Here is a 25534-nt window from a genome sequence, read left to right as displayed (position 1 = left end):
CGGCCCGCCGAAGCGGGCCGTCGAACTCTCATTTAGCGGAGCGATCCGCCGTAGAGCTGCCGCTCCTTGCGGACCTCTTCCGCGCCATAGGGTTTGCTCGCGGGGTCGAACGACGTCCACCCGGTCTTCTGCCAGGCGGCGCTACGGTCCCGCAAATCGACGGACGACTCGTTCAGGATCGTATCGAGGCGCGCGCGATCGCTATCGGCGACCCGCGCGGACACGAGCGTGCCTCCGCGGCGAACGCCCTCGGCATAGGAGTCTGCATCCTCCTTCGAAATGCCGGCTTCAGTCAACGCTCCAACGACGCCGCCGGTCGCAGCACCAGCGGCCGCACCGACCGCAGTCGCGGCGAGCCAACCGGCTGCCACGACCGGGCCAAGACCGGGGATCGCCAGCAGGCCGAGCCCGGCGAGAAGGCCTGCGGTTCCGCCGACACCCGCACCGATGCCGGCGCCCTTGCCCGCACCTTCGGCACGATCGTCGACGCCATCGCGGTCACGATCCACCTTCTTGTCGGTGTTGAACCAGCTGTCTGAATTGTTGGCGACGATGCTGATGTCCGCGTGTGGCACGCCGGCAGCTTCGAGCCGCTGAACAGCCTGCTGCGCGTTGGTGTAGTTGTCGTAAAGACGAGAGATTGTAACGGTCATTTTGAGTCCTTGCTTACTTGGCCGAATTCACGTTGCCCTGGAAGTCGACGCTGACCGCAGTGGCTGATCCGCCCTTGCTGGCCTGGCCGCGCCAGACTCCCTTGTCGTCCTTCTTCAGTTCGGTGACGTTGGCGTAGCCGGCGTCCTCGATCCTGGACTTGGCCTGACCTTCAGTGAAACTGTTGCGACCCGCGACAGGCGCGTCGGAGTTGTTCTGCCCCGCACTGTTGACCGCGTTATTGTTCGGCCCAGACTGCGCCGGCGGATTCTGCGCTGACGCAGGAGTGAATGCTGTGGCCGCCGCGAATAAAGAAATGCAAACGAACAGTGATAGGCGCTTCATGATTGTCTCCAGTGACTAAGGAATGAGCCAAGCCCCCAACGGAGCTTTCGTTCCTACGTCGCACGCCGAGACATCGCCTGCGCATTCAAGTCTTGAAGAAAATCATCCACGTGACGGCCAGGATGAGAACCGCAAGTCCCACGCTCACACCAAGCAGCATCAGGACGCTGGGGCCCAGCTCGCCCTGGCGTGCTTCGACCGCCGTCTCCACGACGTGTCCACTCTTGTCTTTATCCATGACATTGCTCCCGAGGGATCGGCTTGACAGTGCGCGGCGCTGATAACGCGGTGCCGCGGCACAAAAGCCGCATGCGGGTTGATGCCGCACTCTGCGTGTTCAGGCCGAACCGTCGATGAGATCTCAAGCGCCCCCCGGTAGGTTCGTTCCTAAACGCGCTGCAGACGCAGGGAGGTTCGGTTCATCATCGCCGATGCTGGCACCAGCACGCGCAGCCTTGGCCGGCCTGAGAGCCCCCTTCTGACAGCGGCATTGCCCCGCCTGACCCGACTGTCGCGCTCATTAGATTTAGGAACCTCCCTCCATCCGTTCTGTTGCTTTTGCACGACATGACCCGTGAATGCGCATGCCGTCCCCAAAATGGAGATATGACCATGCGTGCACTCTGTTGGCACGGCAAAGGCGACGTTCGGATCGACACGGTTCCGGATCCCAAAATCCAGCATCCGCGCGACGCGATCATCAAAATCACCGCCTGCGCCATCTGCGGTTCTGATCTGCATCTCTTTGACGGCTACCAGCCGACCATGGAGAGCGGCGATATCCTCGGACATGAAAACATGGGCGAGGTGATCGAGCTGGGATCTGAGGTCACCAATCTGAAGATCGGCGATCGTGTCGTTGTTCCCTTCACGATCAGCTGCGGCAATTGCTGGTTCTGCCAGCAGGGATTGTTCTCCTGCTGCGACCGCACCAACCCGAACGCGGAGATCGCGGCCAAGGCCATGGGTCAATCGCCAGCCGGGCTTTTTGGCTTCAGCCATATGTTGGGCGGGTATTCGGGCGGACAGGCGGAGTACCTGCGCGTGCCGATGGCCGATATCGGGCCTATCAAGATTCCCGACAGCATCACGGACGAGCAGGCGCTGTTTCTGTCCGACATTTTCCCAACCGGCTACATGGCCGCCGTCAACGCGCAGATCGAGCCGGGAGATACGGTCGCGATCTGGGGATGCGGCCCTGTCGGCCAGTTCGCAATTCGCTCCGCCCTGATGCTGGGAGCCGGACGCGCCATCGCGATCGACGAAGTTGCTGAGCGCCTCGACATGGCGGAAGCCGGCGGCGCCGAGACGATCGATTTCTCGAAGTCCGACGTCCATGAAGAACTGATGCGGCGAACCAACAAGCGCGGTCCGGACAGCTGCATTGATGCGGTCGGTTGCGAAGCTTCGGGTCATGGCTCGGCGGACGCGGTGATCGACAAGGTCAAGGCCGCGACCTTCCTGGCAACGGATCGTGTTCACGTTCTCCGCCAGGCGATCATGGCCTGTCGCAAGGCGGGCACCATCTCGATTCCAGGCGTCTATGTCGGGATGGGCGACAAGATCCCGCTGGGCGCCGCCATGAACAAGGGACTGACCATCAAGACCGGTCAAACTCACGTCCAAGCCTATACCAAGCCGTTGCTCGCCAAGATCGTCGCGGGCGAAATCGATCCCAGCTTCGTGGTGACACATCCGGCCAGTCTCGAAGACGCGCCCGAGATGTACCAGAAGTTCCGCGACAAGGAAGCTGGGGTCATCAAAGTCGTGATGAGACCGGGACGATAGATCGGCGTCCCCACCTGCTCTCCAACAGCTGGCTCCAGCCAGCGAAAGTGCACATGCGCATCCTGAAAAAACGCTCGCCGTCGTTGGCGACCATGGCCCTTCGAACTCTCGGGAACTATCCCATCGCGTCCGCCCTCGTCGCCACGGCCGGCTTGATGGCCGCCGCCGCCGTCGTCAATCGGCGCCTTGCCGACAAGGCGCAACGCGATAACCCGCCTCAAGGACGGTTCATCGACATCAACGGGGTGCGCCTGCACTATGTCGAGCGGGGATCCGGTCGTCCTCTCGTACTGCTCCACGGCAATGGCAGCATGATCCAGGATTTCGAGTCCAGCGGTCTGATCGATCTCGCAGCCAAGGACTATCGCGTCATCGTATTCGACCGTCCCGGCTTCGGCCACAGCCTGAGGCCTCGCAACGTGGTGTGGACGCCTGCGGCGCAAGCCGACCTCTTCAAGGAGGCGCTTGCGCATCTGGGCATCGAAAAGGCGATCGTGCTCGGGCATTCCTGGGGCGCATCGGTTGCGGTCGCACTCGCAAGCAGACACCCGTCATTCGTCGAGGCTTTGATACTTGCATCCGGCTATTATTTCCCGACAGCCCGCACCGACGCGATGATGGCGATGGCCGGGCCGGCGATCCCAGGGTTCGGCGACCTTCTCAGTCACACGATTTCGCCGATCCTCAGCCGCCTGATGTGGCCCGCGATGCTGCGGCAGCTGTTCGGGCCGAAGTCCGTCCCGCAGAAATTCGACGGCTTCCCCAAATCTCTGGCGGTGCGCCCATCGCAGCTTCGTGCCGGAGCGGCCGAGGCGGCATTGATGGTGCCTTCGGCAATGCTGTCTGCGAAGACCTATGGCGAGCTTGCCATGCCCGTCACCATCCTCGCCGGCGAGGACGATGGCATCATCGACATCGACGAGCAATCCGGTCGGCTGCATGGAGAAATCAAGCACAGCAAGATGCGCCGCGTCCCGAATGCGGGTCACATGATCCAGCAGTCGGATACGGCCGACCTCATGGCTGCGGTCGACGAGGCCGCGGCGGAAACGCTGCATTGAGAACCTGATCATCGCGAGGGAATTATGGTCGCGCACGATCCGAATTAGGAACGTCCGATGCAGCTCTCGGTTGGCCCGGCATCTCCAGCAAATAAAGGTCTATCATGTACCATCACGTCAAGAAGCTCATGTTCACAGTGCGTGTCGACGAGCCCGATCCGCGGTTCGGCAACATGCTGCTGGAGCAGTTCGGCGGGGCCAACGGTGAGCTGGCCGCTGCCATGCAGTACTCCATTCAGGGTCTCAATTGCGAAGATCCGGACCGCAAGGATCTCCTGATGGATATCGGAACCGAGGAACTGAGCCACCTCGAAGTGGTCGGATCGCTCGCACGACTTCACTTGAAGCCGATGAAGTTTGATCGCGAAGCGGCCGAAGCCGATCCGCTGATTGCGATCGCCGGCGGCGGCGGCGTCAACCTGTTCAACTCTCAAGGCAGTGCCTGGACGGCGGACTACCTCAAGATCACCGGTGAACTCGACGTCGATCTGCGCAGCAACATTGCCGCCGAAGCCCGTGCCAAGATCGTGTATGAGCGCCTGATCAACTTCTGTGACGACGCCGGCACCAAGGATGCGTTGCAATTCCTGATGACGCGCGAGATCACCCACATGAAGGCGTTCTCGCGCGCGCTCGAGAGCATGAACAAGCCGGCATTCAGCATTGGCCGTATCGCTCCGACGCCCGGGCTGGTGGATCAGTTCCTCAACGATTCAACGGGGTCCGGCGACTACGGCGAAATCGACACCAGAGGACCGTGGAACGAGGGCGAGGACTGGGTCTTCATGGAATCTCCGGCACTCCAGACCGGCGATGCAGGCGCTGCGCCCTCGATCGTGGCCGAGAGTTCGCCGCCGGAGGCTCTCGTCGGTCTTGACGATCTGCTGATCGAGCAGCTGCGGGACCTCCTGCATGCCGAGAAGCAGGTGACGAAGGCACTGCCGCAAATGATCGAGGCCGCGCGCTACGACCAGCTCAGCGAATTGTTCAGCCTGCACCTCGCCGAAACCGAGGCGCAGATCGAGCGTATCGGGGAGTGCTTCGAACTGCTCGGGAAGAAGCCACGCGCCAAGGCCTGCAAGGGCATGCAGGGGCTCGTTGAAGAAGGCGACGAGGTGATCAAGGAAGGCGCAGGGAAGGATGACGCCGCCGCCGACCTCGCCCTGATCGGCGCGGCACAGCGCGTCGAGCACTACGAGATCGCCGGTTACACGACGGCGCGCAATCTGGCGCAGCAGCTGCGTCACGGTGCCGTCGTCGCGCTGCTTTCGAAGAATCTGGCTGAGGAGGAAAATGCGGATCAGTTGCTCAACCAGGTCGCGCGTTCTTTGATGTCGGTCGCGAAAATGCCCGCCGCGATCGAGCAGACCTCGGTCGAGGACGAGCCCGCCGGAGGTTGAGCGGCAGGACAGTAACGAACAATCCAGCGGCCCCGAGTGGGCCGCTGCGCTACTCCGCCGCCTGCCGCACGTGGCGCGCGGTTGGTGTCCGCATGGTGACGAGTTCTTCGGCCGCGGTCGGATGCAGAGCGATGGTCGAGTCGAAATCGGCCTTGGTCGCCTTCATCTTGATCGCGATCGCGACCACCTGCGTGACCTCGGCGGCACAATCGCCGACGATGTGACAGCCCAGCACGCGGTCGGTCGAGCCGTCGACGACGAGCTTCATCAGCACGCGGGTGTCGCGCCCGGACATCGTCGCCTTGATCGGACGGAAATTGGTCTTGTAGATGTCGACGTGGCTGAACTGCGCGCGCGCCTCGGTCTCCGTCAGGCCGACCGTGCCGACCTCCGGCTGCGAGAACACTGCGGTCGGAATGCTGGAATGATCGACCTGCACCTCGCGCTTGCCGAACACGGTGTCGGCGAAGGCGTGGCCCTCGCGGATCGCGACCGGCGTCAGGTTGAAGCGATGGGTGACGTCGCCGATCGCATAGATGCTGTCGACCGAGCTCCTGGAGAAATGATCGACCGCGATGCCGCCATTCGCGGGGTTGATGGCGACGCCGGCGTTCTCGAGGCCGAGATTGGCGACGGCCGGATGGCGGCCGATCGCGAACATCACCTGGTCCGAGGCAATGCTCGATCCGTTCGACAGATGCGTGGTGAACTCGTCGCCGTGACGATCGACCTTCGCGACCGTGCAGCCGGTCAGGATGGTGATGCCCTGCTTCTCCATCTCGCTGCGGACGTGAGCGCGGACGTCCTCGTCGAAGCCGCGCAGGATGTTGTCGCCGCGATAGATCACGGTGACGTCGGAGCCGAAGCCGGCGAAGATGCCGGCGAACTCCAGCGCGATGTAGCCGCCGCCCTGGATCACGATCCGCTTCGGCAGCTTCTCGAGGTGAAACGCCTCGTTGGATGAGATCACATGCTCGATGCCGGGAATCGAGGCGCCGTGGTTGGGCGCCCCGCCGGTGGCGATCAGGATGTATTTTGCTGTGATCTTTCGGTCGTTCTCGAGCAGGCGAACCGTGTGCTTGTCCTCGATCACCGCGCGGCTCTTGACGATCTGCGCGCCGGACTTCTCGACATTGGTCGTGTAAGCCGCCTCCAGCCGCGCGATCTCCTTGTCCTTGTTGGCGATCAGCGTCGGCCAGTCGAAGCTGGCGGGCGGGACGGTCCAGCCGAAGCCGGCGGCGTCCTCGAGTTCGTGTCGGAAATGCGAGCCGATCACGAACAGCTTCTTCGGCACGCAGCCGCGGATCACGCAGGTCCCGCCCATGCGGTACTCTTCCGCGATCGTCACGCGGGCGCCGTGGCCAGCCGCGATGCGGGCGGCACGCACGCCGCCCGAGCCGCCACCGATGACAAAGAGGTCGACGTCGAATTCAGCCATTGTCCACTCCGACCTCTGTCATCAACTCCTGACTAGATAGGTATTGTCAGATTTCCTTGCCACGCTTGCGCATCTCGGCGCGGAAGGCGCCCATCACGGTCTCGGCGAAGTTCTGGGCCCAGGAGTTCATGAAGGCCATGCTGAGGCCAATGGCGCGCGGCTCGGCAGCGATCAGCTTCTGTCCGAGCGGCGACTTGTAGAAGGTGACGAGGTCCTTCAGCTCCTGCTCGGTGAATTCGCTGGCGTAAATCTCTGCCATGCCTTGGCCGATCTCGTTCTGGCGGCCGGCGAGCTGCTGGGCGACGATCGGGGCGACCTCGTTGAGGTCCTTCTGGTAGTTGAGATTCTGCTGGGTCAGCGCGATCTTGGTCTTCTCGACCAGGCCGGGCACGGCGCCGGCATACATCGCGTTGGCGTTCTTGATTTGGAGGATCTCCTTGGCCGCCGCGATCGCCGCCGGCGTGGATTTCGGCTGGGCCGGTGCGGCGGCCTTCGGCTGAGCCGGCGCCGCCTGCTGCGCGACAGCCGGGGCTGCCGAAAGCGCCAGTCCCACAGCGAGGGTCGCGGCCGGCAAAAACTTCAATACGCTCGTCATTCCTAGTCTCCTTTCGGCTTTCGCCGTTCAATCACGCGGATTCCCTCGCCACCCGCCAAAACAGCCGAGCTGGCCAAGCCGATGAACAACCCATGCTCGACCACGCCGGGGATCGTGCTCAACGCCTTGGCGAGGCGTGGTGGATCCACGATACGTCCGAGCTGGGCATCGAGGATCCAGTGGCCGCCGTCGGTGACGAAAACGTGGCCGTCCTTGTCCCCGCCTTTGGCCTTGCGGACCGCCATTTGCCCGGAAACGCCGCTTTCCGCAAATGCCTTCTCGATCGCGCGGCGCGTCGCGCCAAGCCCGAACGGGATGACCTCGATCGGCAGCGGAAAGCGGCCGAGCGTCGGCACCCATTTGGTGTCGTCGGCAATCACGATCATGCGATCCGAAGCGGCCGCCACGATCTTCTCGCGCAGCAGCGCGCCGCCGCCGCCCTTGATCAGGTTGAGCTCGGGATCGATCTCGTCGGCGCCGTCGATCGTGATGTCGAGATGGTCGATCTCGTCGAGCGTGGTCAGGGGCACGCCGCAGCGCATCGCATCGAGGCGCGTCGCCTCGGAGGTCGGCACGCCGATCACCTTGAGTCCGGCGGCGACGCGCTCTCCGAGCAGCTCGACGAAATGCTTGGCGGTCGAGCCGGTGCCGAGCCCGAGCTGCATGCCGTCGCGCACCTCCTCGAGGGCGCGCGCCGCGGCCTGCCGCTTCAACTGGTCCATGTTCACGATGCGCCCGCCCCTGATTGAATAGAGTGTGCCGCCGAGTCTGGCCGCTTGCGGCGGCCTGTGTAGCCTCGTTTTCCTCGCGGGAACAGGCCCATAAGCTGATCTTATGGCGCCACCCCTTGCGCAGGTCCGGCCGGGCCGGTAGCGCTTGCACCATGACCTCCCCCTACACCCTCGTCTTCGATCTCGACGGCACGCTCGTGGATACGGCGCCCGACCTGATCACCGCGCTGAATTACGTGCTCGACCGCGAAGGGCTGCCGCCGGTGCCGATGGCCTCGGCCCGCAACATGATCGGTGCCGGTGCCCGCAAGCTGATCGAGCGGGGCCTGGAGGCCGAGGGCCGCAACGTGAGCGTCGCGGACATGGACCGGATGACGGCCGATTTCATCGCCTATTATGCCGACCACATCGCGGTCGAATCCCGGCCCTTCGAGGGGCTGGAAGCCGCGCTCGACCATTTTGCCGCCCAGGGCCATAGGCTGGCGGTCTGCACCAACAAGCTGGAATGGCTGTCCAAGCGTCTGCTGGACCAGCTCGACATGACCCGTCGCTTCGCGGCGATCTGCGGCGCCGACACCTTCGGGGTCCAGAAGCCCGATCCGACCATTTTTCGCGAGACCGTGGCGCGCGCAGGCGGCCAGGTGAAGGCCAGCATCATGGTCGGCGACGCCGGAACCGACGTGGGCGTGGCCCGCCGGGCCGGGGTGCCCGTGATCGGGGTCAGCTTCGGCTATACGGACGTGCCGATCGCCGAGCTGAAGCCGGACCGGCTGATCCACCATATGCGCGACCTGCCGGCGGCTGCCCTCAGCCTGATGACAGGCTAAGCCACTGATTTGGGATAACTATTTTTCGGAACCCTGCGTAAACCATCTATTATCTATGCGCGGTGCGCCGGTTGCCTGCCCGAAACGACACTCCTATGGTCCGGCCGGGGATGTGGCGGTTCGTCGCAGTAGAAGTGGATGGTCATGCATCGTGTCATCGCGATTGCGTTAGCGGGGGCGAGCCTCCTGGGGGCAACAAGTCTGGGGGCTGCTCCTCGATGCCCTCGATGTCCTGGGACATGTTCAAATCGGCGCCGCCGACCGTTCAGGTCCGGCTCGAATCCAGCCCTCCGGGCGCCGACGCCACGACCTCGCTGGGTTCGGGCTGCAAGACCCCCTGCTCCGTCTCGATTCCCGCTCCCGACGCGCCGTTCACGGTGGCTTTCGCGCTGCCGAAATATCAGCCGGCCAGCGTGCCCGTGAACGTGATCCGAAATCCCGGTGATTTCACCACGCCCGCCTCGGTGACGACAGACCCCAATCCGGTGTTCGCGGAACTTCAGCCCGCAGTGCCAGCGAAGCCGGTCCGCAAGCCGCACCGGCCGAAGAAGCCGAAACCGGCGGCTGCCGCTGCGGCCCCGGCGGAGACGGCTCCTGCCGCAGGCTCGCCGTTCCCCGATCCGAACGCGGGCAAGCGCTGATCTCCGTGCACTGCACGATTGTCCTTGTCGCATCTGATGCTTAGATTGCTTCCACAGCACCGTTGAAGCAAAAGGTGCGCCCGTCGCCGTAAGTGACAAGGCATTTGTATGAACGGACCTTCCGCGAGTTCCCGCGCCGCGCTGTCGAGCGCCATGACCGATCCGTTCGGGCGGACCATCTCCTACTTGCGCGTCTCCGTCACCGACCGCTGCGACCTGCGCTGCTTCTACTGCATGTCGGAAGACATGACGTTCCTGCCCAAGGCGGACCTGCTGACGCTGGAGGAGCTCGACCGGCTCTGCACGGCCTTCATCGCCAAGGGCGTGAAGAAGCTGCGGCTCACCGGCGGCGAGCCGCTGGTCCGCCGCAACGTGATGACGCTGGTCCGCTCGCTGTCGCGGCATCTGACGAGCGGCGCGCTGAACGAGCTGACGCTGACCACCAATGGCACCCAGCTCGCCAAGCATGCGCAGGAGCTCGCCGATTGCGGCGTCCGCCGCATCAACGTCTCGCTCGACACGCTCGATCCCCAAAAGTTTCGCGAGATCACCCGCTGGGGCGAGATCGACAAGGTGCTGGAAGGCATCGAGGCCGCGCGCGCCGCGGGCCTTGGCGTGAAGATCAACGCGGTGGCGCTGAAGAACCTCAACGAGGACGAGCTTCCCGAGCTGATGCGCTGGGCCCACGGCAAGGGCATGGGCCTGACGCTGATCGAAGTCATGCCGATGGGCGAGATCGGCTCGGGCCGCATCGACCAGTATCTGCCGCTGTCGCTGGTGCGCGCGCGCCTGGCCCAGCAGTTCACGCTGACGGATCTGGCCGAGAGCACCGGCGGGCCCGCGCGCTATGTCAGCGTCGCCGAGACCGGCGGCAAGCTCGGCTTCATCACGCCGATGACCCATAATTTCTGCGAATCGTGCAACCGGGTGCGCGTCACCTGCACCGGCACGCTGCACACCTGCCTCGGCCACGAGGATGCCTCCGATTTGCGCAAACCTCTACGTGCATCGGCTGACGATGCGCTGCTTGCGGATGCGATCGACCGCGCCATCGGGCTCAAGCCCAAGGGCCACGATTTCATCATCGACCGCCGCCACGACCGCCCCAGCGTCTCCAGGCATATGAGCGTGACAGGCGGCTGACGTTAACCGCCACCTGCGGCTCTATTCCCCTTACTTATCAACAAACTTCCGATTGACTGGCGGCACAGCCGCTGATTTTGTGCGTCTGCCTTAAGCCTTTTCGGCGGGACAAGCCGACGCGCCGGTCGGCGCGGACCAAGGATGGCAGGGCGAAATCGGGGGAGGACCTATCGTTGCAAGCGCTCTTGAAGCTGAGCCGCGGAATTGACTCGTTCACACGTTGGACCGGCAAGCGTCTGGCTTGGCTGATCCTGGTTGCAGTGGTCGTCTCCGCCGTCAACGCGATTATCCGCAAGGCATTCGATACCTCGTCCAATTCATGGCTCGAGCTGCAGTGGGTGCTTTTCAGCGTCGTCTTCCTGCTCTGTGCGCCATGGACCCTGCTCGACAACGAGCATATCCGGATCGACATCTTCAACAGTATGATGTCGAAGAAGGCGCGCAACATCATCGACGTCATCGGCCATGCATTTTCCTGCTGCCGCTGACGGTCGTGATGATGATTACCGGCGTCCCCTTCTTTGAACGTTCCTTCCAAATCAACGAACAATCGGGCAATGCCGGCGGCCTGCCGCAATGGCCGGCGAAATCGCTGGTCATGATCGCGTTCGCCTTCCTGTTCGTTCAGGGCGTTTCCGAATTGATCAAGCGAATTGCAGTGATGCGCGGGTTGATTCCCGATCCTCACGAATCGCAGGTGAAGACGATCGAAGCCGAGGTCGAGCACCTCGTCCAAGTGATCGAAAAGAAGTGACTGCGAGCGGCTTTTTTCGGGGGACTCTATGACCGCGTTTCTTATCGCCAATATGGCGCCGATCATGTTTGCGTCGCTGGTGGTCTTGCTGCTGCTCGGCTATCCCGCGGCGTTTTCGCTCGGCGCGGTCGGCCTCATCTTTGCAGTCGTCGGAATCGAGCTCGGCGAATTCCGCCCGGACTTCCTGCAGGCCCTGCCCGAACGCGTCTACGGCGTGATGAACAACGATACGCTGCTCGCGATTCCGTTCTTCACCTTCATGGGGCTGGTGCTCGAGCGATCGGGCATGGCCGAAGACTTGCTCGACACCATCGGGCAGCTGTTCGGCACCATCCGCGGCGGCCTCGCCTATGCGGTGGTGTTCGTCGGCGCACTGCTTGCGGCGACCACCGGCGTCGTTGCTGCATCCGTGATCTCGATGGGCCTGATCTCGCTGCCGATCATGCTACGCTACGGCTATGACCGGCGCGTGGCCACCGGCATCATTGCCGCGTCCGGTACGCTCGCCCAGATCATTCCGCCCTCGCTCGTTCTGATCGTGATGGCCGACCAGCTCGGCAAGTCGGTCGGCGACATGTACGAGGGTGCATTCATTCCGGGCCTGGTGCTGGCCGGGCTTTACGCAAGCTACGCCTTCCTCGTCAGCATGATCTTCCCGAAGGCCGCTCCCGGCCTGCCCAAGGAAGCGATCGGTTTCCGCGAAGACAGCGGCGACCGCGGGCTGCGGTCGCTCGGCGTGCTGTTCCTGGCAAGCTGCGGGTTCGGCTGGCTCATGATGCGGGGCTCCGAGACGCATGGCGCCGATTTCGTCGTGCTCAGCATGTTCTTCGGCATCCTGTTCGCCTTCTTCGTCGCTGTCGTAAACTGGTTGAGCGACCGGTTCTTCGGCTTCCGTTTCCTCTCCAAGATGGCGCAGCAAACCACCTTCGTGATGGTGCCGCCGCTGTTCCTGATCTTCCTCGTGCTGGGAACCATCTTCATCGGCATTGCGACGCCGACAGAAGGCGGCGCCATGGGTGCGGCGGGCGCTATCATTCTCGGCGCTGCAAAGCGGCGGCTGTCCTGGGATCTGATCCGCCAGGCCGTTGAATCCACGGCGAAACTGTCCGCTTTCGTGGTCTTCATCCTGGTCGGTGCGCGCGTGTTCTCGCTGACCTTCTACGGTGTCAACGGCCACGTCTGGGTCGAGCACCTGCTCACCTCTCTGCCCGGAGGCCAGATCGGCTTCCTGATCTTCGTCAACATCTTCGTCTTCGTGCTGGCGTTCTTCCTCGACTTCTTCGAGCTGGCCTTCATCGTGATCCCGCTGCTCGGGCCCGCGGCCGAACATCTCGGCATCGACCTGATCTGGTTCGGCGTCATCCTCGGCGTCAACATGCAGACCTCGTTCATGCATCCGCCGTTCGGATTTGCGCTGTTCTATCTGCGCTCGGTCGCACCGAAAGAGTCCTATATCGACCGGCTCACCAAGAAGCGCATGGAGCCGGTGACGACGGGACAGATCTATTGGGGTGCGGTCCCGTTCGTGGTCATCCAGATGATCATGGTGGGGCTTGTCATCACGTTCCCGTCGATGGTGATGCACTACAAGGGCGTGCAGTCGAACATCGATCCTTCCACGATCAAGATCGACATCCCGCAGATCGATCTGCCGCCGCTCGATTTCGGCCAGCCCAAGCAGTAGCGGTTCAACCCGCAGATCCCGAGCCGGTCTGACGACCGGCTGGGGACGCCTCCCGGACGGGCTGGAACTGCAGCGTGAACTGCGCGCCTCCGCCCGCCAGGTTCTCGACCGCGATCGTGGCGGCATGGTCGTCGGCCACGCCGCGCACGATGGACAATCCCAGCCCCGCGCCGTCGACGCGCTGACGGTCGCCGCGCCAGAAGCGCTGAAAGATCAGGTCGCGCTCCTCTTCGGCGATGCCCGGCCCGCAATCGCGCACCCGCACCGAGCCGTCCTCCCCGACCTCGACATCGACCGACGTACCCCGAGCGGTGAACTTGATCGCGTTTTCGGCGAGGTTGAAGATCGCACGCTGGAGCATCACCGCGTTGCCGTAGATCAGGACCGGCGCGTCCGTGCCCTTCAGCGCGATGTCCTTGTGCTGCGCGATCGCGAACGGTGCGATCGCGCCGACCACGTCGGCACAGACGGCGCGCAAGTCGGCCGTCTCGCCGGGATCGAGCACCAGCGTGTCGAGCTCGGCGATCTCCAGCAGCTGGACGACGATACGGCTCATGCCTTCGATGTCGTCATGGAGCGCTTGCCGTGCGGCCGCGTCATTCAACGTTTCGATCCGTGTCCGCAGGATCGTGAGCGGCGTGCGTAGTTGATGCGCGGCATCGGCCGTGAACTGGCGCTGCACGCGAAACCCGTCCTCGAGCCGGTCGAGGGCCTTGTTGACGGCGGTGACCAGCGGCATGATCTCGCGCGGAATCTGCTTCGTCGGCAGACGGATGTCGGTGCGTGCCGGCCCGATATTGCTGGCCTCCTCGGACGCCTTCCACAACGGCGCGAGCGCGCGGCGGAAGATGATGATGTCGGCGGCAAGCAGGACCAGCAGGATCGGAATGGTGATCCACCCCACCCGCCGGAAGAAGTTCGAGATGATGTCGTCGATGATGACGTCGCGATGCGCCAGATCCTCGGCCACGCGGATGCGCACGATCTTGCCGTCGATGATGCGGGTGACACTGGCGCCGGAAATTGTCTCGGACAACGGCGACGTCTGTGCCGCCGCGGCGCCGGTCTTGCGGCGCGAGGAGAACAGCAATCGGCCGTCGGCATCGCGGATGTCGTAGAGATAGCGACCGTAGGCTTCCGAATAGAGACCGCGGAGACTGTCCGGCAGGTTGAACGTCAGCAGGCCATCCGGTGCTGCAACGATGCGTTCGGCCAGCACTTCGGCCTGCGCGCGCATGCCATCGCGGTGCAACTGATCGACTTCGGAGTTGAGCAGCCAGAACAGCACCAGCGGCAGTAAGATCGCGGCTACCGCGACCGCCAGGATGTGCATGAACACGATGCGCGAGATCAGCGATTTGAACGTCGGCCTCGCGAACGACCCGCCGCCAAATCCGGTCCGAGCCACGCTATTTCTCCTCGGCCATGAGATAGCCGACGCCGCGAATGGTGTGGATCACGACCTTGGCGCCGTGTTCGGTGAGCTGCTTGCGCAGTCGCGAGACGTAGACCTCGACCGCGTTGGAGGCGACTTCGCCCTCGAGCCCGAAGATGTGGTCCTCGACGTTCTTCTTCGGCACCACCCGGCCCTGCCGGCGCAGCAGGATCTCCAGCACCGAGGTCTCGCGCGCGGAGATGATCCGCGGCTGGTCGTCGACGAAGATCTGTCGGCTCTCGGTATCGTAGACGAGGTTGGCGAGGCGCAGCGAACGGCCGAGCAACTGGCCGGGACGGCGCAGGATCGCCTCCAGCCGGGCCACCAGTTCCTCCATCGCGAACGGCTTTGCGAGATAGTCGTCGGCGCCGCTGCGCAGGCCGGTGACGCGGTCCTGCAAGCCGCCGCGCGCGGTCAGTACCAGCACCGGCAGTGGCTCCATCTGCCGCCGCAACTCGCGCAGCACCAGCAGGCCGTCGCCGTCGGGCAGGCCGAGGTCGAGGATCATCGCGGCATAGCTGACGCTGCTGACCGCCTCGCGCGCCTCGGCCGCGCTGCCGACGATGTCGCTCTCATAGCCGGCCGCCGCCAGCCCGGCGGCAACGAGCCGCGACAGTTCCGCATTGTCCTCGACGATCAGAAGGCGCATCGCATTCCCGCCGGATGTTCCGGTGCAATCACGGCTCGCGCCGCATCGTCGCTCTCTTCCATCATTCGCGCAGTTTCGGCCAGCAAAAAGGCGGGCTTGCCGGCCTTTTGGCGCCCCGTCAGGTTCGTGTAAGCCAATCAGGCGCGTGCGCACCAGCTCATCCCTCAAATCCCCGGGCTTGCGATATATGAACCAAGCGGTCTATATATAAGGAATGCGCAACCAGACCCCAGTGCAGTCGCCCCGTGGCCGTCCCCGAAGTTTCGACATGGACGTCGCAGTCGAACGCGCGATGGACGTGTTCTGGTCGCGCGGCTATCACGCCACGGCGCTCCCGGATCTGCTTCATGCGACCAGGCTATCGCGCGGCAGTCTCTACGCCGCGTTCGGCGACAAGCACTCGCTGTTCCTGCGTGCGTTGGATCGCTATATCGCCGATGCCCTGACCCGGATCAACATTGAACTCGCCCCCGACAGGGAGCCGGTCGACGGCCTGCGGGCCTTCCTTGCCGGCTACGTCGACCGCACCAGCGGTGCCAATGGCCGGCGCGGATGCCTGCTCGTGGCGACAGCCATGGAACTGGCAGGCCAGGACGCCGAGGTTGGCCGTCGCATCGCGGGCTTCTTCAAAGCGATGGAGACCAGGTTGGCGGCCGCATTGTCCCGCGCGAGGACGGCGGGCCTGCTGGCCGACGGTGTCGAGCCCTCGAGTGCCGCCCGAATTCTGGTCTGTTTCGTTGAAGGGCTGCGCGTGGTCGGAAAGACGGCCCCGGCACGGACCACGTCGAAGGCCACCGCTGACGCTCTTCTCGATCGCTTCATCAAGTGAGCACCCCAGTCATATGAACGATCATACCTCGCGTTCCGCCATCAGCGCATCTATATCTGGACCGATCGGTCTCGAAATGAAGAATGCTATGTCGGCTCTCCAGATCGTCTGCGCTCTCGCCGTTCCCCTGCTCTGGGGCTACCAGTTCGTGGCGATCAAGGTAGGTGTCACCGAGTTTCCGCCGCTGTTCTTCCTCGCGCTGCGCTTCCTCGCCATCGCGCTGCTGCTCGTACCCTTCGTCAAGAGGCCCACGCGCCGACAGCTTGGCCCCATTGCAGCCATTTCGCTTTTCCTTGGCGGACTGAACTTCGGGCTGTTCTATGTCGGCCTTGGCCTCGGCTCGGGAAGCATGTCGGCGGTCGCATATCAACTCGCCACACCCTTCACCGTCCTGTTGGCCTGGCCGCTGCTCGCGGAGAGACCGTCTCTCGTTACATCCGCCGGCGTTGTGCTCGCCTTCGTCGGCGTGGTCGTGCTGGCAGCGCAGCCCGGCCTGGCGGCAAACCCGCTGCCGCTGCTGCTCGTGGTCGGGGCAGCCTTCGCTTTCGCGGTCTCCAACGTCCTGACCAAACGCTACGGCCCTTTCGATCCGCTGATGCTGATGGGATGGTCGTCGCTGTTCACGGTGCCGCAGGTCATGGTGATGTCGCTGCTGCTCGAACACGGACAGTTGGCGAGCCTTGCGACCGCGGATGAAAATGGTTGGCTCGCCCTCGCCTACACGATTTTCATCGGCGGAATCGTCGGCTTTGGCCTCTGGTTCTGGTTGATCGCCCGCTGCTCCATGAGCCGCGTCGCTCCCTTCGGTCTGTTGCTGCCGGTGTTCGCCCTGATGTCGAGCGTGCTGTTTCTTGGCGAGCGCGTGACCCCGAGGTTGATCGTCGGCGGCCTGCTCGCAATCTCCGGCGTCGCCATTACGCAAGTCAGACCGAGCACTCGGCCACGCTGAGCGCCCACAGTCTCACTGAGCCGGTGCCTGCCGCTGAAAAGCGGCCCTGAGTTCAGCCAACTGGTCGCTTGTTGCTCCCCGCTCTGCGTCGGCCCGATCTGTCGGCAAGTCCACGTAAGCGATCGGCTGCTCGAACTGGCTCGCCGTGAAGTCGTACCTTTCGCCTCCGATCCGGTTGTAGAAATGATCGCCGGCCGGCCGAGGCGTCTTCAGCAACTCGCCGCCGAAGAGTTCGTGGATAAGCAGCGACGTCACGTTGCATTGTCCGGCTGCGGGATTGTGCGGGGTCCATTGGCTGGACGTCGACAACGACCACGCCTCGCGCAGAGCGCGTTGAATATCATCGGGATCGAAGCGCATCGACAGCTCCAACGGATCGGCGCCGAGATCAAATTTTCGGATTATTCGATAATCGCTTTATGCCGCTGTTTTGCCCGACGTGTCAAACGAGTTCGTTGCGCAGCCGAGCTCCAACTCCAACCCCGTCATTGCGAGCGTAGCGAAGCAATCCAGAATCATTCCGCAGAGAGACTCTGGATTGCTTCGCTGCGCTCGCAATGACGGTGTAGAAGCGGACGCGCGCCTTCCCGCAAATTGCCCCAGCAAGTCAAACTGTTGTCGGCCGCCATCGGGCCATTTCCCCACACCCCGCGTCTACTGTGCATGGGGTTGTTTTGCAGACTTTGAGTCCGCACATGCCGCCGCCAAAGAAAAACCCGGCCTCGCGAACGAGGCCGGGCCCAGTCGTCTTGCGACGCTTCGTAAGATCAGCCGCGGGTGCGCGAGCGGATCATGAAGCTGTCGTAGGTGTACTCGGCGACCTGCCACCACAGATATTCGTCGGAGCGGTAGGCCTGCATGGCGTCGATCGACTTCTTGAAGTCGGGGTTCTTGGCGGAGATCTCGCCCCACAGCTCGTTGGTCGACTTGAGGCAGGCTTCCAGCACTTCGTTGGTGAACGGACGAAGCTGGGTGCCGCCGGCAACCAGACGCTTCAGCGCCGACGGGTTCTGCATGTCGTAGCGCGCGGCCATCCAGCTGTTGGCGTTGGCGGTCGCGTTGGTGAGGATCGCCTGGTAGTTCTTCGGCAGCGAATTCCACTTGTCCAGATTGGCGAAGGCATGGACGGTCGGACCGCCTTCCCAGAAGCCCGGGTAATAGTAGTACTTGGCGACCTTGGCGAAACCGAGCTTCTCGTCGTCGTAGGGACCGACCCACTCGGCCGCGTCGATGGTGCCCTTCTCCAGCGCCGGATAGATGTCGCCGCCTGCGAGCTGCTGCGGCACCACGCCGACCTTCTGGAGCACCTGGCCGGCAATGCCGCCGATGCGCATCTTCAGGCCCGAGAGGTCCGCAACCGTCTTGATCTCCTTGCGGAACCAGCCGCCCATCTGGGTGCCGGTGTTACCGCAGGGGAAGCCGATCACGTTCGCCTTCTTGAAGAACTCGTTGCCGAGCTCCATGCCGCCGCCCTGGTACCACCAGGAGTTCTGCTGACGCGCGTTGAGGCCGAACGGCACCGAGGCGTAGATGGCCCAGGTCGGGTCCTTACCGACATAGTAGTAGGAGACCGTGTGGCACATCTCGACCGTGCCGCTGGTGGTCGCGTCGAGCGCCTGGAGGCCGGGGACGAGTTCGCCGGCGGCGAACACCTGGATCTGGAATTTGTTGTCGGTCATTTCGGCGACGTATTTCGCCACCTGCTCGCCGCCGCCATAGATGGTGTCGAGCGACTTCGGGAAGCTCGACGTCATGCGCCACTTCACCTCGGGCGAGGACTGCGCGATCGCCGGCGAGGCCACCGCGGCGGTTGCCGCAGCACCTGCTGCCGACACTTTCAGAAAATCACGACGCTTCATCTTCAGGCTCTCCTTGCTGGGGCGTTTCCCCGAACTTCCTCTTTGCTGCCGCACATTCCGGCGACGCGTTTTGGGCCGCGTCGAACCGAAGGGGCTTGACTGCCGTGGGCCTTTAACACGGACCGCACGGTTTCGGAACGCGACATTGGCATGACGGGGCTCTACGAAAGTCGCATGTCCCCAGCAGACTGGCCTGAAAGCCTCAAGCCGCGGCGATGACGCCCTTGAGCTGGTCCCGGACCTGGCCGGCAATGGCGCGATAGATCGCCGCATGGGGGCCGTCCGGCTCGCTGTCGACCACCGGACTACCGGCGTCGGAACTGGCGCGAATCGCCATGTGGAGCGGGATCTCCCCCAGGAACGGCACGCCCAGCTTCTCGGCCTCGTGGCGCGCCCCGCCATGGCCGAAGATGTCGGATTTCGTGCCGCAATGCGGGCACTGGAAATAGCTCATGTTCTCGACGATCCCCAGCACGGGCACGTTGACCTTCCTGAACATGGCAAGCCCCCGCCGCGCGTCGATCAGGGACAGGTCCTGCGGGGTCGAGACGATCACGGCGCCCTTCAAGGGCACGTTCTGCGCCAGCGTGAGCTGGGCATCGCCCGTGCCCGGCGGCATGTCGACGACAAGCACGTCGAGCGTGCCCCAGGCGACGTCGCGCAGCATCTGCGTCACCGCCGACATCACCATCGGACCGCGCCAGATCATCGCGGTCTCTTCCTCCACGAGGAAGCCGATCGACATGATGGCGAGGCCGAAGCGCCTGAGCGGAATCATCTTGCGCTCGCCGTCCAGCTCCGGCTTCTCGTGCAGGCCCGTCAGCCGCGGCACCGAGGGGCCGTAGATGTCGGCATCGAGCAGCCCGACCTTGAGGCCGAGGTCGCGCAGGCCCAGCGCAAGATTGAGCGCGGTGGTCGATTTGCCGACGCCGCCCTTGCCCGAGGCGACCGCGATCACGGCGGCAACGCCCGGAATCTCGGACTGCCGCGCCATCGGCGATTGGGCTCCGCCCTGCGGCGGCGGCTTGTGGGCATGGACCGGCTGCACGCCGGGCGTGCCGCGGCTCGGCGTAGGCGGCGGTGGCGGCGCGGCGCCGGCCTTGCGCTCGGCGGTCAGCGCCACCATCACGGTGGTGACGCCGGGAATGGCGCGCACGGCAGCCTCCGCTTCGGCCCGGACGGATTCCCACGCCCGCGCCTCGGCGGCATCGACGTTGATCGAGAAGAATACCTTGCCGTCGGCAGCGCTGATCGCGCTCAGCACATTGGCATTGGTGAGCGCGACCCCGCGGGGCGACTTGATCCGGGCGAGGCTGTCGAGAACCTGTTGCTGCGTCACGCTCAAAGCGCATCTCCTCGAGTTCAGGATGCCCCATTAGAGCGGAAACGGCCAAAAGGCTACTGCCTGCCGATATCACCAGCCATCTCGGCGGGAGAGGCCCCCTGCTCCAGCGCGGCCTCGTAATTCAGTTCGATCATGACGCCGTTGGGGTCGTAGACGAAGATCTGCCAGAGCTCGCCGCCGGGCACCTGGCGGGCGTCGAATTTCATACCCTTGGCGGCCAGCCGCTGCTTCATGCCGTCGAAGCCGCGGCTGACGAAGGCGACGTGGTGGACCACGCCGGAATCCGGCTTTTGCGGTTCCGAGGTTGGTGAAATATCGACGAGGTGCACCACCGGCTTGCCCTCGCTGTACATCCACGCGCCCGGGAAGGCGAAATTGGGCCGGGCGCCTTTTTCGAGGCCCAGCACGTCCTCGTAAAAGCGTACCGTCTCGGCCAGATGCCGGGTGCGGATGTTGAAATGATCGAGGACGCCGACACTTGTGCCGCCCATGCTTTCGCTCCCTTTTCTTGAAGTCCTTGGCTCCGCCATCCTAGCACAGGAGGCCGCCAAACGAAGCCGTTGCCCTCCGGCCTCAAGGGTTTATGGTGCGCCCGATCCGTCTTTCGGCGGAACCTCAAGAACGCCGGCTGGCGCCCCTCGCCCGGCTGCAACCGTAAAACTCAAGCTACGGACAAGGTACCACACATGGCTAAAGTCGCTTTCCTCGGTCTCGGCGTGATGGGCTTCCCCATGGCCGGACACCTCGTGAAAAAAGGGGGCCATGAGGTCACCGTCTACAACCGCACCGCGGCCAAGGCGAAGGAATGGGCGGACAAGTTCGGCGGCAAGACGGCGGCGACCCCGAAGGCCGCCGCCGAAGGCCAGGATTTCGTGATGTGCTGCGTCGGCAACGACAATGACCTGCGCTCGGTCACGATCGGCGCCGACGGCGCGTTCGCCGGCATGAAGAAGGGCGCGACGTTCGTCGACCACACCACCGCCTCCGCCGAAGTCGCGCGCGAGCTGGACGCGGCCGCGACCAAGGCCGGCTTCAAGTTCATCGACGCCCCGGTCTCCGGCGGCCAGGCCGGCGCCGAGAACGGCGTGCTGACGGTGATGTGCGGCGGCGCGCCGGACGTTTACGCCGGCGCCGAGCCCATCATCACGGGCGCCTATGCGCGGATGTGCAAACTGCTCGGGCCCGCCGGCTCCGGCCAGCTGACCAAGATGGTCAACCAGATCTGCATCGCAGGCCTCGTGCAGGGCCTCTCCGAGGGTGTCCATTTCGCCAAGAAGAGCGGCCTCGACGTCGCGGCCGTGATCGAAACCATCTCCAAGGGCGCGGCGCAGTCGTGGCAGATGGAGAATCGCTACAAGACCATGAACGAGGACAAGTACGATTTCGGCTTCGCGGTCGAATGGATGCGCAAGGACCTCTCGATCGCGCTCACCGAAGCCCGTCGCAACGGCGCCAATCTGCCGGTCACCGCCCTCGTCGACCAGTTCTACTCCGAGGTGGAGAAGATGGGCGGCAAGCGCTGGGATACGTCGAGCCTGCTCGCGCGACTCAATCGCTGACACCTGACGGATTGATACGCCGTGCTGATCGCGCTCGCCGCCATCTTCGTCCTGGCCTATGCGGCGATTGCCCTCGAGCATCCGATCGGGGTCAACAAGAGCGCCTCCGCGCTACTCGGCGCGGGCCTGCTGTGGACCATCTACGCCATGGCGACGGGCGACCACGCGCTGGTCGGCCGTCAACTCGATGAATCCGTAGCCTCGACTGCGCAGATCGTTTTTCCTGATCGGCGCGATGACCATCGTCGAGGTGATCGACGCCCACGACGGTTTTGAGGTCATCACCTCCCGCATCGGCACGACGAGCCAGGTCAAGCTGATCTGGCTGATCGGCTTCGTCACCTTCTTCCTCAGCGCGATCCTCGACAATCTCACCACCACCATCGTGATGATCTCGCTGATCCAGCGGCTGATCGCGCGGCGCGACGACCGCCTGCTGTTCGCGTCTCTCATCGTGATCGCAGCCAATGCCGGCGGCGCGTGGACCGTCATCGGCGACGTCACCACGACCATGCTGTGGATCGGCGGCCAGATCTCACCGCTCAAGATCATGGGCGCTGTTTTCCTGCCCTCGCTGGTCAATCTGCTGGTGCCGCTCGCCTTCATCAGCTTTTCGCTCAGAGGCAAGACCATCGCGGCGCCGTCGAAGGACAACGGGCTACTGGCGATCGATCGCTTCGAGCGCAACGTCATGTTCTATCTCGGGCTCGGCGTGCTGGTCGCGGTGCCCGCCTTCAAGACGGTCACCCATCTGCCGCCGTTCATGGGCGTCCTTTTCGGGCTTGGCATCGTCTGGCTGGCCGGAGAGCTCGTCCACCGCAACAAGGACGAGCACGTGCGCCGTCCACTGTCGCTCGCTCATGCGCTAACGCAGATCGACATGGGCTCTGTCGTGTTTTTCGTGGGCATCCTGCTCGCGGTTGCCAGTCTCGAACATGCCGGCCTGCTGTCCATGACGGCCAAATGGCTGGATGCGACGATCGGCCGCCAGGATATCATCGTCGTCGTCCTTGGCCTGCTCAGCGCCGTCATCGACAACGTGCCGCTGGTCGCCGCGACCATGGGCATGTACGACCTTGCCCATTACCCGACCGACAGCTTCCTCTGGGAATTCATCGCCTATTGCGCCGGCACCGGCGGGTCGATCCTGATCATCGGCTCGGCCGCCGGCGTCGCCGCCATGGGGCTCGAACGGATCGAGTTCCTCTGGTACGCCCGCCGCATCGCCGTCCCCGCGCTCGCGGGCTATCTGGCCGGGGCGGTCGTCTACGTCGCGCAGCATGCGTGGCTGCACTGAGCGGAACCAGCGCCAGGAATTAACGCCGCGTTAACGTAATTCTTTAGCTCCTTAAGTCACCTCTTAAGGATTTCTTGCCAGAGATAGACAATGCAGAAGGCCCGCGTCCGACGCGGGCAGGAATCGTGTTGCTTGATGAGTAACCCCGCTGAAAAGCCTGAAGTCGTGCAGCTTCCGGCCGAGCCAATCAGCGCTCCGTCGGCGAGCAGCCGACGGGCTGCGGCGCAGCGGGTGCGCGAAGCGCGCGACAAGTTAACGTCGACCAGCGGAACCCGGCCAGCCTTCGACGCCGAGATGCTGCGCCAATACGCCCAGACGCGGCTGTCGGCCTCCTATGTCGTGATGCTGCTGGTGGTCGCTACCGGTGTGCTGTTCGGACTGTGGATGCAGCCGATCCAGGCCGCGGCCTGGACGGCGGGCATGCTCTGCATTCACGCCGCGATGATTCGCAGCTGCCACCGCTTCCTGGCCGAGCCCACCTCACCGACCGCGACGCGGGCGTGGCGGACGCGTTTCGTCGTGCTCGACCTGCTCTATGGCCTGTGCTGGATGGCGATCATGATCCATCCCGTGCTCGACATGGTCACGGAAACGCTGATGATGTTCCTGATGCTGCTGGTGATTGCAGTATCGAGCATGCTCGCCGCCAATCTCCCGATCGCAGCCCTTGCCGCCACCGCGCCGGTTGCGGTTGCGATGGCGCTGAGCTTTGCGATGACCGGCTCGCTGGACAATTACATTCTTGCGGCGCTGGCGCTGGCGGCCGAGGGCTATTTCGTGCTGCTGGCGCACCGCCTGCATTCCTCGACCTTTGCCACGCTGGAGGCGCGCGCCGAGAAGGATGCGCTGATCGGCGAGCTCGAACAGGCCAAGGCGATCTCGGACGAAGCGCGCCACCGCGCCGAAGCCGCCAACGTCGCCAAGTCGCGTTTCCTCGCGCAGATGAGCCACGAGCTGCGCACGCCGCTGAACGCGATCCTCGGCTTCTCCGAGGTGATGAAGAGCGAGATCTTTGGCGCGCATGCGGTGCCGGTTTACAAGGAATATTCCGCCGATATCCATAATTCCGGCGTGCACCTGCTCAACCTCATCAACGAAATCCTCGATCTGTCGCGGATCGAGGCGGGCCGCTACGAACTGAACGAGGAAGCGGTCTCGCTGGTCGGCATCGTCGCCGATTGCCATCATCTGATGAAGCTGCGCGCCTCCAGCCGCGGCATCACCATCCACGAGGTGTTCGAGCAGGCCATGCCGCGGCTTTGGGCCGACGAGCGCGCGATCCGCCAGGTCGTGCTCAATCTGCTCTCCAACTCGATCAAGTTCACCCCGCAAGGCGGCGAGATCTGGCTCAAGGCCGGCTGGACCGCCTCGGGCGGACAATATCTCTCGGTGAAGGACACCGGCTCGGGTATCCCCGAGGAGGAAATTCCGGTCGTGCTCGCCTCGTTCGGCCAGGGCTCGAACTCGATCAAATCGGCTGAACAGGGCGCAGGCCTCGGCCTGCCGATCGCCAAGAACCTGATCGACCTGCATGGCGGCACGTTCACGCTGAAATCGAAGCTGCGAATCGGCACCGAGGTGATCGTCACCTTCCCGCCGGAGCGCGTGATGAGCGCACTGGCACCACTGTCGGATGATTCTCCGCCGCTGCAGCCGGGGAGCCCGACGAGAAGCGCCGGCCGCGCCACAAGCCGATCATGAGCGCGGGCACGGGCTCTTAACGAGATGCTTGCAGAAATGCGCGACCATCCTTCACTATGTCAACATGAGCAAAGAAACGCCGTGCGTCGCCGTCTGCATGATCGATCCCAGGACCAAGCTGTGCTTCGGCTGTGGCCGCACCTTGCCGGAGATCGCGCGCTGGCACGCCATGGAAAGTCCGGAACGCCTGTCCGTCATGGCGCTGTTGCCGACACGCATGGCGGACGCCGGACTCGTGCCGATCGCGGGATCACCGAAACGCGCCTGACCGGCCTGCGCGCCTTCGGAGGCGCGCGATGATCCGCTTCCTGCTCGTTCTCATCATGCTCGCCGGCACGGCAGGTGCGGTCGTCGCCTATGGCGATCCCGATCAGATCGTGCGCGCGAGCAACAGGGTCTCGCACATCTTTCGCGGACAGACCGCGTCGCCCCCCGGCCGTGCAGATCCCGCGTGGCCAGGGCGGCGAATTCGCGCTGCGTGCCAAGATCAACGGCGTCGCCGCACCCATGGTGATCGACACCGGCGCCACCTCCGTGGTGCTGACCTGGGAGACAGCGAAGGCGATCGGACTGCCGCTCGATATGCTCGAATACGACGTCGATCTCGAAACCGCGGGCGGTCACACCAAGGCGGCTCGCCTCACGCTCGACCGTCTCTCCGTCGGCCACCTCGTCGAGAAGTCGGTGCCGGCGCTCGTCGTGCAACGCGGACAGATGAAGACCAATCTGCTCGGCATGAGCTTCCTCGATCGCCTGGAGAGCTGGGGCGTGCGCGCCGACAAGCTGATGCTCACCGGCTATCCGGAACTCCAGAGCAACCATCGCCGCTCACGCATGACGGTCGACTAACCGA

Annotated in this window: 23 protein-coding genes and 4 pseudogenes; 15 read left to right on the top strand and 12 right to left on the bottom strand. The window is 64.0% G+C overall.

Annotation, left to right across the window (positions count from 1 at the left end):
* Positions 1–32 precede the first annotated feature (32 nt).
* The 3 genes from ACQ86E_RS26940 to ACQ86E_RS26930 all read right to left on the bottom strand — a co-directional run bounded on the left by ACQ86E_RS26940 (position 33) and on the right by ACQ86E_RS26930 (position 1234).
* A complete protein-coding gene (locus ACQ86E_RS26940; RefSeq protein ID WP_431202569.1) occupies positions 33–653 on the bottom strand; it encodes a general stress protein in 621 nt (206 codons plus the stop codon).
* A 13-nt stretch (positions 654–666) separates the two neighbouring features.
* Positions 667–996 (bottom strand): hypothetical protein, encoded by a 330-nt coding sequence (locus ACQ86E_RS26935; RefSeq protein ID WP_431202568.1) that lies wholly within the window; start codon positions 994–996, stop codon positions 667–669.
* 85 nt (positions 997–1081) lie between these two features.
* Positions 1082–1234: a hypothetical protein gene (locus ACQ86E_RS26930; protein ID WP_431202567.1), complete on the bottom strand. Its 153-nt coding sequence runs from the start codon at positions 1232–1234 to the stop codon at positions 1082–1084.
* A 374-nt stretch (positions 1235–1608) separates the two neighbouring features.
* Between ACQ86E_RS26930 and ACQ86E_RS26925 the strand changes: the two genes are divergently transcribed.
* From ACQ86E_RS26925 to ACQ86E_RS26915, 3 genes are all read left to right on the top strand, one after another.
* Positions 1609–2784, top strand: a complete 1176-nt coding sequence (locus ACQ86E_RS26925) for a zinc-dependent alcohol dehydrogenase (protein WP_431202566.1) — start codon at positions 1609–1611, stop codon at positions 2782–2784.
* Between the two features lie 53 nt (positions 2785–2837).
* Positions 2838–3845, top strand: a complete 1008-nt coding sequence (locus ACQ86E_RS26920) for an alpha/beta fold hydrolase (protein ID WP_431202565.1) — start codon at positions 2838–2840, stop codon at positions 3843–3845.
* A gap of 104 nt (positions 3846–3949) precedes the next feature.
* On the top strand, positions 3950–5245 hold the full coding sequence (locus ACQ86E_RS26915; RefSeq protein ID WP_431202564.1) for a DUF892 family protein: 1296 nt from the start codon (positions 3950–3952) through the stop codon (positions 5243–5245).
* 49 nt (positions 5246–5294) lie between these two features.
* Here ACQ86E_RS26915 and gor read toward each other — a convergent pair whose 3' ends face one another.
* Genes gor through rpiA form a run of 3 tightly spaced genes read right to left on the bottom strand, consistent with a single transcriptional unit; the run spans position 5295 to position 8006 of the window.
* The gene (gene gor / locus ACQ86E_RS26910) at positions 5295–6683 is read right to left on the bottom strand and encodes a glutathione-disulfide reductase (protein WP_431202563.1); all 1389 of its coding nucleotides are present in this window, start codon (positions 6681–6683) and stop codon (positions 5295–5297) included.
* Positions 6684–6729: 46 nt separating this feature from the next.
* A complete protein-coding gene (locus tag ACQ86E_RS26905) occupies positions 6730–7278 on the bottom strand; it encodes a DUF2059 domain-containing protein (protein WP_431202562.1) in 549 nt (182 codons plus the stop codon).
* A gap of 2 nt (positions 7279–7280) precedes the next feature.
* Positions 7281–8006 (bottom strand): ribose-5-phosphate isomerase RpiA, encoded by a 726-nt coding sequence (gene rpiA / locus ACQ86E_RS26900; RefSeq protein ID WP_431202561.1) that lies wholly within the window; start codon positions 8004–8006, stop codon positions 7281–7283.
* 155 nt (positions 8007–8161) lie between these two features.
* Here rpiA and ACQ86E_RS26895 point away from each other — a divergent pair, with 155 nt between their 5' ends.
* The 5 genes and pseudogenes from ACQ86E_RS26895 (at position 8162) to ACQ86E_RS26875 (ending at position 13058) form a co-directional block, all read left to right on the top strand.
* Entirely contained in the window at positions 8162–8836 is a 675-nt protein-coding gene (locus tag ACQ86E_RS26895; protein WP_431202560.1) for an HAD-IA family hydrolase, read from the top strand.
* Positions 8837–9063: 227 nt separating this feature from the next.
* Complete coding sequence (locus ACQ86E_RS26890) at positions 9064–9477, top strand: hypothetical protein (RefSeq protein WP_431202559.1); 414 nt, start codon at positions 9064–9066, stop codon at positions 9475–9477.
* 108 nt (positions 9478–9585) lie between these two features.
* On the top strand, positions 9586–10620 hold the full coding sequence (gene moaA, locus ACQ86E_RS26885; RefSeq protein ID WP_431202558.1) for a GTP 3',8-cyclase MoaA: 1035 nt from the start codon (positions 9586–9588) through the stop codon (positions 10618–10620).
* A gap of 173 nt (positions 10621–10793) precedes the next feature.
* Positions 10794–11374: pseudogene (locus ACQ86E_RS26880) on the top strand (TRAP transporter small permease subunit).
* A gap of 28 nt (positions 11375–11402) precedes the next feature.
* Complete coding sequence (locus ACQ86E_RS26875) at positions 11403–13058, top strand: TRAP transporter large permease (RefSeq protein ID WP_431202557.1); 1656 nt, start codon at positions 11403–11405, stop codon at positions 13056–13058.
* Between the two features lie 4 nt (positions 13059–13062).
* Here ACQ86E_RS26875 and ACQ86E_RS26870 read toward each other — a convergent pair whose 3' ends face one another.
* Together ACQ86E_RS26870 and ACQ86E_RS26865 are read right to left on the bottom strand one after the other, a co-directional pair.
* Positions 13063–14391, bottom strand: a complete 1329-nt coding sequence (locus ACQ86E_RS26870) for a sensor histidine kinase (protein ID WP_431206573.1) — start codon at positions 14389–14391, stop codon at positions 13063–13065.
* A 76-nt stretch (positions 14392–14467) separates the two neighbouring features.
* The gene (locus tag ACQ86E_RS26865) at positions 14468–15142 is read right to left on the bottom strand and encodes a response regulator (protein ID WP_431202556.1); all 675 of its coding nucleotides are present in this window, start codon (positions 15140–15142) and stop codon (positions 14468–14470) included.
* A gap of 268 nt (positions 15143–15410) precedes the next feature.
* Here ACQ86E_RS26865 and ACQ86E_RS26860 point away from each other — a divergent pair, with 268 nt between their 5' ends.
* Both ACQ86E_RS26860 and ACQ86E_RS26855 read left to right on the top strand, forming a co-directional pair.
* On the top strand, positions 15411–15971 hold the full coding sequence (locus ACQ86E_RS26860) for a TetR/AcrR family transcriptional regulator (RefSeq protein WP_431202555.1): 561 nt from the start codon (positions 15411–15413) through the stop codon (positions 15969–15971).
* 88 nt (positions 15972–16059) lie between these two features.
* The gene (locus ACQ86E_RS26855) at positions 16060–16920 is read left to right on the top strand and encodes a DMT family transporter (protein WP_431202554.1); all 861 of its coding nucleotides are present in this window, start codon (positions 16060–16062) and stop codon (positions 16918–16920) included.
* Positions 16921–16932: 12 nt separating this feature from the next.
* Here the strand turns inward: ACQ86E_RS26855 and ACQ86E_RS26850 are convergent, their stop codons facing one another.
* The 4 genes from ACQ86E_RS26850 to ACQ86E_RS26835 all read right to left on the bottom strand — a co-directional run bounded on the left by ACQ86E_RS26850 (position 16933) and on the right by ACQ86E_RS26835 (position 20615).
* On the bottom strand, positions 16933–17280 hold the full coding sequence (locus ACQ86E_RS26850; protein ID WP_431202553.1) for a YunG family protein: 348 nt from the start codon (positions 17278–17280) through the stop codon (positions 16933–16935).
* Positions 17281–17687: 407 nt separating this feature from the next.
* A complete protein-coding gene (locus ACQ86E_RS26845; RefSeq protein WP_431202552.1) occupies positions 17688–18779 on the bottom strand; it encodes a TRAP transporter substrate-binding protein in 1092 nt (363 codons plus the stop codon).
* A gap of 202 nt (positions 18780–18981) precedes the next feature.
* On the bottom strand, positions 18982–20124 hold the full coding sequence (locus ACQ86E_RS26840; protein ID WP_431202551.1) for an Mrp/NBP35 family ATP-binding protein: 1143 nt from the start codon (positions 20122–20124) through the stop codon (positions 18982–18984).
* A gap of 53 nt (positions 20125–20177) precedes the next feature.
* Positions 20178–20615, bottom strand: a complete 438-nt coding sequence (locus tag ACQ86E_RS26835) for a VOC family protein (protein ID WP_431202550.1) — start codon at positions 20613–20615, stop codon at positions 20178–20180.
* A gap of 195 nt (positions 20616–20810) precedes the next feature.
* On the opposite strand from ACQ86E_RS26835, the gene ACQ86E_RS26830 reads away from it, so the two are divergent.
* From ACQ86E_RS26830 to ACQ86E_RS26810, 5 genes and pseudogenes are all read left to right on the top strand, one after another.
* Positions 20811–21683, top strand: a complete 873-nt coding sequence (locus ACQ86E_RS26830; RefSeq protein ID WP_431202549.1) for an NAD(P)-dependent oxidoreductase — start codon at positions 20811–20813, stop codon at positions 21681–21683.
* Positions 21684–21704: 21 nt separating this feature from the next.
* Positions 21705–22980, top strand: a pseudogene (nhaD, locus tag ACQ86E_RS26825) (sodium:proton antiporter NhaD).
* A 135-nt stretch (positions 22981–23115) separates the two neighbouring features.
* Positions 23116–24701, top strand: a pseudogene (locus ACQ86E_RS26820) (sensor histidine kinase).
* Between the two features lie 44 nt (positions 24702–24745).
* Positions 24746–24949: a DUF1289 domain-containing protein gene (locus ACQ86E_RS26815; protein ID WP_431202548.1), complete on the top strand. Its 204-nt coding sequence runs from the start codon at positions 24746–24748 to the stop codon at positions 24947–24949.
* Between the two features lie 28 nt (positions 24950–24977).
* Positions 24978–25530, top strand: a pseudogene (locus tag ACQ86E_RS26810) (TIGR02281 family clan AA aspartic protease).
* Positions 25531–25534 lie beyond the last annotated feature (4 nt).

The organism is Bradyrhizobium betae (genome assembly GCF_050632175.1).
In the GTDB taxonomy this organism is placed as follows: Bacteria; Pseudomonadota; Alphaproteobacteria; order Rhizobiales; family Xanthobacteraceae; genus Bradyrhizobium; species Bradyrhizobium betae_B.
This window is presented reverse-complemented; position numbering and strand designations above follow the sequence as displayed.

Excerpts from the sequence above, each read along its gene's own strand:
- ACQ86E_RS26835 (WP_431202550.1), bottom strand. The coding sequence starts at position 20,615 with ATGGGCGGCACAAGTGTCGGCGTCCTCGATCATTTCAACATCCGCACC.
- ACQ86E_RS26850 (WP_431202553.1), bottom strand. The coding sequence starts at position 17,280 with ATGCGCTTCGATCCCGATGATATTCAACGCGCTCTGCGCGAGGCGTGG.
- moaA (WP_431202558.1), top strand. The coding sequence starts at position 9,586 with ATGAACGGACCTTCCGCGAGTTCCCGCGCCGCGCTGTCGAGCGCCATG.
- ACQ86E_RS26875 (WP_431202557.1), top strand. The coding sequence starts at position 11,403 with ATGACCGCGTTTCTTATCGCCAATATGGCGCCGATCATGTTTGCGTCG.
- ACQ86E_RS26925 (WP_431202566.1), top strand. The coding sequence starts at position 1,609 with ATGCGTGCACTCTGTTGGCACGGCAAAGGCGACGTTCGGATCGACACG.
- ACQ86E_RS26895 (WP_431202560.1), top strand. The coding sequence starts at position 8,162 with ATGACCTCCCCCTACACCCTCGTCTTCGATCTCGACGGCACGCTCGTG.
- ACQ86E_RS26860 (WP_431202555.1), top strand. The coding sequence starts at position 15,411 with ATGGACGTCGCAGTCGAACGCGCGATGGACGTGTTCTGGTCGCGCGGC.
- ACQ86E_RS26845 (WP_431202552.1), bottom strand. The coding sequence starts at position 18,779 with ATGAAGCGTCGTGATTTTCTGAAAGTGTCGGCAGCAGGTGCTGCGGCA.
- ACQ86E_RS26940 (WP_431202569.1), bottom strand. The coding sequence starts at position 653 with ATGACCGTTACAATCTCTCGTCTTTACGACAACTACACCAACGCGCAG.
- ACQ86E_RS26830 (WP_431202549.1), top strand. The coding sequence starts at position 20,811 with ATGGCTAAAGTCGCTTTCCTCGGTCTCGGCGTGATGGGCTTCCCCATG.
- ACQ86E_RS26930 (WP_431202567.1), bottom strand. The coding sequence starts at position 1,234 with ATGGATAAAGACAAGAGTGGACACGTCGTGGAGACGGCGGTCGAAGCA.
- ACQ86E_RS26815 (WP_431202548.1), top strand. The coding sequence starts at position 24,746 with ATGAGCAAAGAAACGCCGTGCGTCGCCGTCTGCATGATCGATCCCAGG.
- ACQ86E_RS26865 (WP_431202556.1), bottom strand. The coding sequence starts at position 15,142 with ATGCGCCTTCTGATCGTCGAGGACAATGCGGAACTGTCGCGGCTCGTT.
- ACQ86E_RS26915 (WP_431202564.1), top strand. The coding sequence starts at position 3,950 with ATGTACCATCACGTCAAGAAGCTCATGTTCACAGTGCGTGTCGACGAG.
- ACQ86E_RS26870 (WP_431206573.1), bottom strand. The coding sequence starts at position 14,391 with ATGCACATCCTGGCGGTCGCGGTAGCCGCGATCTTACTGCCGCTGGTG.
- ACQ86E_RS26855 (WP_431202554.1), top strand. The coding sequence starts at position 16,060 with ATGTCGGCTCTCCAGATCGTCTGCGCTCTCGCCGTTCCCCTGCTCTGG.
- ACQ86E_RS26935 (WP_431202568.1), bottom strand. The coding sequence starts at position 996 with ATGAAGCGCCTATCACTGTTCGTTTGCATTTCTTTATTCGCGGCGGCC.
- ACQ86E_RS26920 (WP_431202565.1), top strand. The coding sequence starts at position 2,838 with ATGCGCATCCTGAAAAAACGCTCGCCGTCGTTGGCGACCATGGCCCTT.
- ACQ86E_RS26890 (WP_431202559.1), top strand. The coding sequence starts at position 9,064 with ATGTCCTGGGACATGTTCAAATCGGCGCCGCCGACCGTTCAGGTCCGG.
- ACQ86E_RS26905 (WP_431202562.1), bottom strand. The coding sequence starts at position 7,278 with ATGACGAGCGTATTGAAGTTTTTGCCGGCCGCGACCCTCGCTGTGGGA.
- gor (WP_431202563.1), bottom strand. The coding sequence starts at position 6,683 with ATGGCTGAATTCGACGTCGACCTCTTTGTCATCGGTGGCGGCTCGGGC.